Origin of the sequence: Cognatishimia sp., assembly GCF_964229375.1 — a bacterium.
Taxonomy (GTDB): domain Bacteria; phylum Pseudomonadota; class Alphaproteobacteria; order Rhodobacterales; family Rhodobacteraceae; genus Cognatishimia.
Map to the genome: position 1 here is coordinate 1 of NZ_CAXREH010000161.1, position 9,665 is coordinate 9,665.

Consider the following 9,665-nt stretch of genomic DNA (forward strand, 5'->3'; position numbering starts at 1 on the left):
ACGTTTTCCTGATAGAAGGTTTCAACCTTGTCACCAAAGGCTTCTTCGACTGCAAGACGACCTTGGTCGTGCTCGTAGGTCCAGCCGCCGTCGCCCACTGGGCCAACGTAGATGAAGCCGACTTTGGTCGTGTCAGCAGCAGCGGCTGATGCAAGACCCAGCGCCACGGCTGCCGAGGCGAGAAGTTTTGTAAATTTCATGAGGGATCCCCCCTGTTGGTTGCGTTTTTGGCCCCGATGGTCAGTTCGAGGCATGGAATGATCGGCCGAGGGACGCGGGGGCTCCGCTTTTGTCGGCCGATAGAATGACAAGCACCAGAATAGTTATCAGGTACGGTGACATTGCCAAATATTCTACAGGGATCGCAATGCCTGCGGCCTGTAGGTTGAGCTGTAAAACGTTAATTCCGCCAAAAAGATAGGCACCCAAGAGGACGCGCCAGGGTTTCCAGCTGGCAAATACGACGAGCGCCAGTGCAATCCAACCGATTCCCGCGGTCATGCCTTCGGTCCATTGAGGGACGCGGATGAGGCTGATGTAGGCCCCGCCAAGGCCCGCGCAGCCGCCGCCGAACATAATCGCCAGAAAGCGCACGCGGATCACGTGATAGCCAAGCGCATGGGCTGCGTCGTGGTTTTCGCCCACCGCGCGCAACACCAGACCGACGCGGGTGAATTTTAGCAGGGCCCATACCGCTGCGGTCAGAAGAATACCCAAGTAAAGCAAGGGGTCGTGTGCAAAGAGGATCGGGCCAAAGAAGGGCATATCCGACAGTCCTGCGATCTCGAGTTTGGGCATCGAAGGCGGCTTGATGCCGATGTAATTCTGTCCCATGAGGGCCGATAGTCCCAAGCCAAACAGCGTCAGGGCCAAGCCTGAGGCGACCTGATTGGCCAGCGCGAACTGTGTCAGAAAGCCAAAGAGCGTCGACAAAAGCGCGCCGCCGACCATGGCCGCCAGGACGCCAAGCATGGGCGAGCCGGTTTCCACCGTCACCGCAAACCCGCAGATCGCGCCTACGATCATCATGCCTTCGACGCCAAGGTTCAGAACGCCTGCTTTTTCGACGACAAGTTCGCCGATTGCAGCCAGCAACAGGGGCGTGGCGGCCACCATCAAAGAGGCAATGAGGAGCGCGGGGCTGATTGCAGAAAGATCCATTATACGGCTCCTTTCATTGCGAATTTGATGCGGAAGTTGGTGAGCAGGTCAAGCGCCAGCAGGAAGAACAAGAGCATGCCTTGGAACACCTGAATGGCCGCAGACGGAAGGCCAAGGGTCAGCTGGGCCAGCTCGCCTCCAATGTAGGTCAGCGCCATCAGGAGGCCTGCAAGCAGAATGCCGATGGGGTGCAATCGCCCCAGAAAGGCGACGATGATGGCGGTGAAGCCATAGCCGACGTTGAAGTCGATGCTGATTTGACCTGACGGGCCAGAGACCTCGAACAGACCGGCAAGACCCGCAAGCGCGCCCGAGGCACACATGCAGAAAATGACCAGCCGGGTTGGGTTTACGCCGCCAAACCGAGCGGCCTTGGGCGCTTCGCCGGTCAGCTTGATGTTAAAGCCCATGATGTGACGGCTGAGCAGAACATAGGCGAAAATCACTGCAATGAACGCCGCAGCAATGCCCCAGTGCAGCCCAAAGCCTTCGTTGATCCAGCTGTTGGCGCTTGGATAGTCATTCAGGTTGCGCGACCCGGGAAAGCCAAAGCCGTCGGGGTTTTTCAACAATCCCAGTGCCATAGAGGCCAGAAGTTGTTCGGCCACATAAACAAGCATCAACGACACCAGAATTTCGTTGGTGCCGAATTTCACTTTCAAAAGTGCCGGGATCAGTGCCCAAAGCATGCCTCCGATTGCGCCGCAGATGACCATCAGCGGGAAAATGAAGATGCTTTCGGCGGGATAGAACGCAAGGCCTGCCGCGGCGCCAAAGATCGCGCCTATAATGTACTGGCCTTCCGCGCCGATGTTCCAGATGCCTGCACGGAATCCGAGCGACAATCCGATCGCGATCAGGATCAGCGGGCCGCCTTTGACCAAAAGCTGCGGTCTGGAATAGCTGGCAAAATCCCCAAAGAGCGGATCATAGAAGATGGTTCGGATGGCCTCGAATGGGTTTTTGCCCAAGGCCCCGAACAACAGGCCGCCGACGATCATTGTGATGATCACGGCCAATACCGGTGTGAACAGCGACCAGAACTGGCTTGGCTGTGGGCGTTTCTCTAGCTGGATCATGCGGAGGCCTCCTCGCCCAGATGCGCCACTTCCATGCCGTGCGCGCCGCCCATCATCAGGCCGATTTCGTCAATGCTGAGGCCCGCAGTCGGGCGCAAATCGCTTAAGCGGCCTTCGTTCAACGCGCCAAAACGGTCTGATATTTCCATGAGTTCGTCCAAGTCCTGGCTGATGACCACAATGGCGGCACCTTTTGCGGCCAGATCCATCAGGGACTGCCGGATCGCGGCGGCCGCCGCTGCATCGACACCCCAGGTTGGCTGGTTCACCACCAGCACCTCTGGATCCTGAAGGATCTCGCGGCCGATGACGAATTTCTGCAAGTTGCCGCCCGACAGGGCCCGCGCCGCGCGGTCAGAGCCCGGTGTGCGAACATCGAACTTGGCGATGATCTCTTCGGCAAAGTCTTTGGCCGCACCCCAGTTCACAAATCCATTCTTGGTCAGATCTTTGCGCACGGCTCCGGTCAAAAGCGCGTTTTCAACAAGGCTCATCGCGGGCGCTGCGGCATGTCCCAAACGTTCTTCGGGGGCAGCAAGCGTGCCGATTGAACGGCGCTGGTTTGGGCCAAGGTGCCCAACGCCGGTGCCTTTGATTTTGACTGTATCCGTGTCGCAGTGTGCTTCGCCTGACAGCGCCGCCAACAGTTCGTCTTGGCCGTTGCCAGCAACGCCACCCAGCCCCAGAATTTCGCCGGATTTCACCGAAAATGTGATGTCCTTCAGGGATGTGCCGAATTCGCTGGCCGAAGGCATAGACAGCGCCTTGACCTCGAGGACAACTGCACCGTCCTCTTTGGCTTTGCGGGTCGGTGTTTGCAGCGTGTCGCCAACCATCATTTCGGCCATGTCGCGCGCCGAGGTTTCAGCAGGCACGCATTCGCCAACGTTTTTGCCAAGGCGCAGGATGGTAGCGTGATCGCACAGCGCCCGGATCTCTTCCAGCTTGTGGCTGATATAGAGGATCGAGGTTCCTTCAGACCGCAGCTTGCGCAGGGTCTCAAATAATATTTCGACCTCTTGTGGGGTCAGCACAGAGGTCGGTTCATCCATTATAAGCAGTTTGGGATCTTGCAGAAGGCAACGAATAATTTCGACCCGTTGCCGCTCGCCAGCGGACAGATCTCCAACGGTGCGATAGGGATCAAGGGGCAGGCCATAAGTTTCCGAAACCTCTTTGATCCGCCCTGCCAGATCGCGCATGGGCGGAGGGTTCTCCATACCCAAGGCGACGTTTTCTGCGACGTTGAGCGCCTCAAACAGCGAGAAGTGCTGAAACACCATCGCGACGCCCGTGGCCCGCGCCATGCGTGGCTCTGCTGGGGCAAAATCTTCGCCCCGCCATGTCATGGATCCGCTGTCAGGCTTGACGAGACCATAGATCATTTTCACCAGCGTCGATTTGCCGGCCCCGTTTTCACCCAGCAGGGCGTGGACTTCGCCTTCCTGAATGTCAAAAGACACCGTGTCGTTTGCGACGACGCCCGGATAGGCTTTGGTCAGCCCCTGAATTGAGAGCAATGTCCCTGTCATGCGGTTCGGTCCTTTCGGGCCTTGTTGTTTTTTAGGTCATGCAATAGCGCCTGCGCGACGCCAATTGCAATTGCTTGTGGTTGTTTCCCCAGCGTCGGATCTCCGATCGGGCACGTAATGCGGGAAATTTGATCTGCTGTATGACCCAACTCGGTCAAACGGTGTCTGAACCGGGCCCATTTGGTTTTGGACCCGATCAGGCCGGTAAATGCAAAACTGTGGCCCAGCAATTGGTGGCACAGTTCCAGATCAAGTGCATGAGAATAGGTCAGAATAAGATGCTGTGCATTTGGCGGCGCATAGGGGACCAGCTGTGCTGGATTGTCGGCCATCAAACGTGTCACGCCCGTGGGGATTTCGTCAGGAAACCGCGCCTCGGATGTGTCGATCCAGCTGATGTCCAGTTCGGACAGCCCCGTAAGCGTCTGAACCATCGCGCGACCCACGTGGCCAGCGCCCCAGATCCAAAGCGGCACGGCGCCCGAAACGAGGGGCTCGATGAACCAGCCATCCTGAAGCGTGGCGTTGACCTGTTGACCCTGATTGCGCGCAAGAGCTTGACTGCGTTTGATCGCGAGCGGCATCGGAGCATGTCCTGAAACGCGACGCGCGAAACTGTTCTGATCTGTCAGGGAACGAAGGGTTTCAGCGGTAAATACTTCGCTGACCAATGTGACAGCCCCTCCACAGCACTGTCCCAAAGAGGGCCCCAAAGGATGACGTGATAGCTGAGCAAAGGAGCCGGATGTCAGCATATCACGCGCCGCTTTCGTGGCCTCGAATTCTAATGTGCCCCCGCCAATGGTGCCGATTTGGCCTTCGGGCCAGACCAGCATAGAGGCGCCGACTTCGCGGGGCACAGAACCCGCGATGTCGGCCACCACCACGCGGGCCACGCGCCCGTGGGTATCAAGGGTGTCCGTGAGTGTCCCAAGATCAAGCATCGCGCACCTTTTGCGTTGCCACAAAAATGCGTTCAGACGTGGCGGGCGCATCCAGATCAGGATAGGGCACACCACAGGCCGCGACCGCATCTGACAGCGCCAAAAGCGCCGAGATGCCCAACATGAACGGTGGCTCGCCGACCGCTTTAGAGCGATAGATCGTGTCTTCTGCGTTCTCGTTTTCGTAAAGCGCCACGTTGAAGATGTCTGGACGATCAGAGCAGGCCGGAATTTTATAGGTGCTGGGGGCATGTGTGCGCAGCGCGCCGTTGTTGTCCCACACCAGCTCTTCCGTGGTTAGCCAGCCCGCGCCTTGAACATAGGCGCCTTCGACCTGCCCGATATCCAGCACCGGATTAAGCGAACTGCCCGCGTCATGCAAAAGATCCGTCCGCAGAATGCGGTTCTCGCCTGTCAGCGTGTCGATCACAACTTCAGTCACTGCAGCGCCATAGGCGAAATAGTAAAACGGCCGCCCTTTGCCTTTGATACGGTCCCACGCCAGATCGGGCGTTTTGTAAAAGCCTGTGGAAGACAGGCTGATCCGCGCCTCGTAGCAAAGTTTCGCGGCATCTGCGAAGCGCATCACATTGCCAGCGGCGTCGACCTGACCGTTGCTGAAGGTCACCTCCGATACGTCGCATTGGTGCAGCGCGGCCAGATGCTCTGCCATCCGCAGGCGGATTGTGTCGCAGGCGATTTTGACCGCCATGCCGTTCAGATCACTGCCCGAGCTTGCGGCGGTGGCTGAGGTATTTGGCACTTTGGCCGTGTCGGTTGCTGTGATTTTCACAACATCCAGCGGAACACCAAACCGAGATGCCGCCACCTGCGCCACCTTTTGGTTCAGACCCTGACCCATTTCCGTGCCACCGTGGTTCATCTGTATCGAGCCGTCCTGATACACATGCACCAAAGCGCCCGCCTGATTAAGATGCGTCAGCGTGAACGAGATCCCGAATTTGACCGGCGTCAGCGAGATGCCTTTCTTCAGCACAGAGTTCTGGGCATTCCAGTCACGCACGGCTGCGCGTCTGTTTTGGTAATCTGATGTGGTCGCAAGTTTGGTGACAAGGTCATGCAGCACGAAATCGGTCACGTCCTGACCATATGGCGTGACGTTGGCACGGGTCTGGGTTTGGCCTGCGTCGTCATAGAAATTGGCGCGGCGCACTTTAAGCGGGTCCATAGCCAAAGCATGCGCCACGTGATCCATAACCCGTTCGATCCCCAACATCCCTTGCGGGCCGCCAAAGCCACGATAGGCCGTTGCGGACTGCATGTTGGTTTTCAGCCGGTGGCTTTCGATGCGGATATTGTCCAGTTGATAGGCATTGTCTGAATGCAACATGGCACGGTCTGCAACGGGCAGGGACAGATCCTGCGCCCAACCACAGCGTGCATAGTGGCGGAAGTCGACCGCCAGAACACGTCCGCTTTCGTCATAGCCCACGTCATAGTCGATGCGAAAATCATGCCGTTTGCCGGTGATGACCATATCATCGTCGCGGTCATACCGCATTTTACACGCGCGTCCGGTCTTTTGCGCGGCAATCGCACAGGCGACCGCCAGAGCGTTTCCTTGGCTCTCCTTGCCGCCAAAGCCACCACCCATCCTGCGGGTCTCTACGCGGACCGCATGCATCGGAACGCCGATCGCATGGGCCACTTTGTGCTGGATTTCCGTCGGATGCTGGGTCGAGGAATTGACCACCATATCGCCGTTGTCCTGCGGCTGGGCAAGCGCGGCCTGACCTTCAAGATAGAAGTGTTCCTGCCCGCCCATCGTGATGCTGCCGCTTAAGGTTTTCGGCGCATCCTTAAGGGCTTGTGCCGCATCACCAGCGGACCAGATCCGGGGACCATCCTCAAACCGGCTGTCTGCTGCCAATGCCTCTTCAATCGTCAGGATAGGTGTTTCCTGCGAGAACGACATCTCGCCCATGCGGGCGGCTTTACGCGCGTTCAGATGGCTGTCTGCCACCACCAAAAAGATCGGCTGACCCAGATAGTGGATGCTGCCGTCACTCAACAGCGGCTCATCGTGGATTGATGGGCTGACGTCATTCTCAAAAGGCAGATCCTCGGCGGTCAGAACAGCAACGACACCCTCTGCGGCGCGTACCCGGTCCAGATCCATCGCGGCAATCTGGCCGCGGGCAATGGTGGAAAGACCAAAGGCCAAATGCAAGGTGCCGCGTGGGGTTGGAATATCGTCCACATAACGGGCCTGACCCGTCACATGCAGCGTCGCGCTGTCGTGTGGGCGAGAGGTTGCAACAGTCATGGGGATACCTCCAAAACAGAGGCCGCAACGCCTTGGTCTTCCAACACATAGCGGATCAACATATTGCGTGCGGTTTCAAGGCGATAGGCTGCGGATGCGCGCATGTCACTCATCGGGGTATAGTCCTGCGAAAAGGCCGCCAAAGCGGGTGCAATCCCGTCTTCGCTCCAGGGCGCGCCGATCAAGGCTGCCTCTACCGCGGCCGCGCGTTTTGGCGTTGCCGCCATGCCGCCAAAGGCAATGCGCGCGCCTGTGACCACGCCGTCTGAAACCTGAATGTTAATCGCCCCCAGCACCGCAGAGATGTCCTGATCAAAGCGCTTGGAGAGTTTATAGACCTTGAGGCGATCCTCTTGTCTGGGAATGGTGATGCGTTCCACGAATTCGCCCGGCAGACGGTCTTGCTGGCCATAGGCGACAAAGAAATCCTCGATCGGCATAGACCTCCGCGCGTCCCCCTTGCGCAGATGCAGGGTGGCGCCCAATGCAATCAACGCAGGCGGGTTGTCCCCAATCGGCGAGCCGTTTGCCACGTTGCCACCCAGCGTGGCCGCGTTGCGGATTTGGGTGCTGGCATAACGGCGCAGCATCTCGCCATAGGACGGGTGCAGCGGGGTGATCGCGTCCCGCATGGCGTTCATATCCACCATGGCTCCAAGGGAAATCTCGGTCTCGGTGACCGTGATCTCTTTCAGATCATCACACCGTCCAAGAAAGATGACGGGGTCCAGTTCGCGCAACTGTTTGGTGACCCATAGGCCGACATCTGTCGCGCCCGCAACCAGCGTCGCGTCCGGATGCGCCTCATAAAGCGTTGCAAGTGCGTCGCTGCTGTCGGGTTGAAACTTTGATGCGGGGCCAACCTCGGGCAAGTCAGATTTTACCCAAACCGGCACCGGCTGTTCTGCTGCGGCCTCTGCCGCTCGAATGATAGGCGCATAGCCCGTGCAGCGACACAGGTTGCCCGCAAGCTGATCGTCGTGGTCGGTTGCGCCATTGCTATGTGCCGCCACCATCGAGGCGATGAACCCGGGAGTGCAAAATCCGCATTGGCTGCCGTGATGCGCGACCATGGCCTCTTGCACCGGATGCAATTGACCTTGCGGGCCCGAGACCCCCTCGACCGTGCGCACAGATTTTCCATGCAGCTGTGGCATAAACAGAATGCAGGCATTGAGCGCTTTGGTGCCGCCTTCATCCTGTACAACAACAGAGCAGGCACCGCAGTCGCCCTCGTTGCAGCCTTCTTTCGTGCCGCTAAGTCCACGTGTCTCTCGAAGCCAATCCAGCAACGTTTGCGTTGCCGAGACGTTGTGCACATGCGTGGTCTCTCCGTTCAGAAGAAACGTGACGTCCATGTGTTAGAACCCGTCGCCTTACCGATGTCTTGCCTTGGGCGGATCTTCGATGCGACGTAGAAAATCCGCGGCCCCCTGGGTGTTACCCCCTTAGGATAGAAACAGCGTCACATGGCTGGCAAGCGAAATTGCCTGTTTTCCAAGCGTTTGCGTCTGAAATCGTTTATCTTAGGGGGGCCGTCGCCTACGTTAATCCCTTGTTTCTCAATATAATCGCTAGCGCTGTTCGGGAATTCAAGAAAGTCCTTCCCGCATATCCACGCCCAAATTTTAATCGAGTGGCGCCCGATTCAGCCGTTTCCCCGAGGGCGTCAGTGAGCTAGCTTTGCCGCCATGAGCAGCCAACCCCGATTCATCCATCTTCGCGTCCACACTGAATATTCTCTGTTGGAAGGCGCGATGCGCGTCAAGAAACTGCCGGGGCTTTGTGCCGATATGGACATGCCCGCAGTCGCCATCACAGACACTAACAATATGTTCGCGGCCCTTGAGTTTTCCGTTGGTGCGCAAGGGGCAGGGGTTCAACCCATTGTGGGCTGTCAGGTTGATCTGGAAATGCCCTATGACGATCCGTCGGGGCGCACACAAAAGCCTGCTCCGGCTCCATTGGTTCTGCTTAGCCAGCGCGAGGAAGGCTATGAGAATCTGATGAAGCTCTCGTCCTGTCTATATGTCGACAAGGGCGGACAGCTGCCGCAGGTCACGATAGAGGAACTTGCCGCGCAATCTGATGGTTTGATCTGTCTGACGGGTGGTCCAGATGGCCCCATTGGTCGCCTGTTGCGACAAGGCCAGCGTCCGGCGGCAGAGGCCATGATGGAGCGGCTCCACCAAATATTTGGCGACCGTCTTTATGTCGAACTGCAACGTCACCCCGGCGAAGATGGCGCACCCGAAGCCGAGCGTCTGACAGAGCGCGGTTTTATTGAAATGGCCTATGCGCGTGACATTCCGCTGGTTGCCACCAATGACGTCTATTTTCCGAAAACCGATATGTATGAGGCGCATGATGCGCTGATCTGTATTTCGGAAGGGGCCTATGTGGATCAGGCTGATGGACGTCGTCGTCTGACCAACCAGCACTACTTCAAATCGCAGCAAGAGATGATAACGCTTTTTGCGGATCTGCCAGAAGCGATTGAAAACACAGTCGAAATCGCCAGGCGCTGTGCATTCGCAACCTATCGCCGTGATCCCATCTTGCCGAAGTTTGCCGATGACGAGGTGGCTGAACTGCGCCGGATCGCTAATGACGGCCTGCAGAAACGGCTGGCCGTGATCCCCCATGCGGTGACGCCTGAGGA

The 9,665-nt window shown here is 58.0% G+C and carries 7 protein-coding genes and 1 pseudogene; 1 reads left to right on the top strand and 7 read right to left on the bottom strand.

Annotated elements, in window-relative coordinates; genetic code table 11:
- From ACEQWH_RS12205 to xdhA, 7 genes and pseudogenes are all read right to left on the bottom strand, one after another.
- Positions 1-200, bottom strand: a pseudogene (locus ACEQWH_RS12205) (BMP family ABC transporter substrate-binding protein); the annotation flags it as partial.
- A gap of 40 nt (positions 201-240) precedes the next feature.
- Positions 241-1,161, bottom strand: coding sequence for an ABC transporter permease (locus ACEQWH_RS12210; protein ID WP_370231271.1), 921 nt, complete (start codon positions 1,159-1,161; stop codon positions 241-243).
- Positions 1,161-2,240 carry an ABC transporter permease gene (locus ACEQWH_RS12215; RefSeq protein WP_370231272.1) on the bottom strand — a complete coding sequence of 360 codons (1,080 nt, stop codon included), beginning with the start codon at positions 2,238-2,240 and terminating at the stop codon, positions 1,161-1,163. Before ACEQWH_RS12215 ends, ACEQWH_RS12210 begins: the two co-directional genes overlap by 1 nt.
- Entirely contained in the window at positions 2,237-3,772 is a 1,536-nt protein-coding gene (locus ACEQWH_RS12220) for an ABC transporter ATP-binding protein (protein WP_370231273.1), read from the bottom strand. Before ACEQWH_RS12220 ends, ACEQWH_RS12215 begins: the two co-directional genes overlap by 4 nt.
- Positions 3,769-4,716 carry a xanthine dehydrogenase accessory protein XdhC gene (xdhC, locus tag ACEQWH_RS12225; RefSeq protein ID WP_370231275.1) on the bottom strand — a complete coding sequence of 316 codons (948 nt, stop codon included), beginning with the start codon at positions 4,714-4,716 and terminating at the stop codon, positions 3,769-3,771. The genes ACEQWH_RS12220 and xdhC overlap by 4 nt, the downstream gene beginning before the upstream one ends.
- Positions 4,709-7,003 (bottom strand): xanthine dehydrogenase molybdopterin binding subunit, encoded by a 2,295-nt coding sequence (gene xdhB, locus ACEQWH_RS12230; RefSeq protein ID WP_370231277.1) that lies wholly within the window; start codon positions 7,001-7,003, stop codon positions 4,709-4,711. The genes xdhC and xdhB overlap by 8 nt, the downstream gene beginning before the upstream one ends.
- Positions 7,000-8,361, bottom strand: coding sequence for a xanthine dehydrogenase small subunit (xdhA, locus tag ACEQWH_RS12235; protein ID WP_370231279.1), 1,362 nt, complete (start codon positions 8,359-8,361; stop codon positions 7,000-7,002). The genes xdhB and xdhA overlap by 4 nt, the downstream gene beginning before the upstream one ends.
- 333 nt (positions 8,362-8,694) lie before the next feature.
- Here xdhA and ACEQWH_RS12240 point away from each other — a divergent pair.
- A partial coding sequence (locus ACEQWH_RS12240; protein ID WP_370231281.1) for a PHP domain-containing protein occupies positions 8,695-9,665 on the top strand: 971 nt, incomplete at its 3' end.

What these genes read in the sequence shown, in the direction of transcription:
- ACEQWH_RS12210 (WP_370231271.1), bottom strand. Translation starts at nt 1,161, where the DNA reads ATGGATCTTTCTGCAATCAGCCCCGCGCTCCTCATTGCCTCTTTGATG.
- ACEQWH_RS12215 (WP_370231272.1), bottom strand. Translation starts at nt 2,240, where the DNA reads ATGATCCAGCTAGAGAAACGCCCACAGCCAAGCCAGTTCTGGTCGCTG.
- ACEQWH_RS12220 (WP_370231273.1), bottom strand. Translation starts at nt 3,772, where the DNA reads ATGACAGGGACATTGCTCTCAATTCAGGGGCTGACCAAAGCCTATCCG.
- xdhC (WP_370231275.1), bottom strand. Translation starts at nt 4,716, where the DNA reads ATGCTTGATCTTGGGACACTCACGGACACCCTTGATACCCACGGGCGC.
- xdhB (WP_370231277.1), bottom strand. Translation starts at nt 7,003, where the DNA reads ATGACTGTTGCAACCTCTCGCCCACACGACAGCGCGACGCTGCATGTG.
- xdhA (WP_370231279.1), bottom strand. Translation starts at nt 8,361, where the DNA reads ATGGACGTCACGTTTCTTCTGAACGGAGAGACCACGCATGTGCACAAC.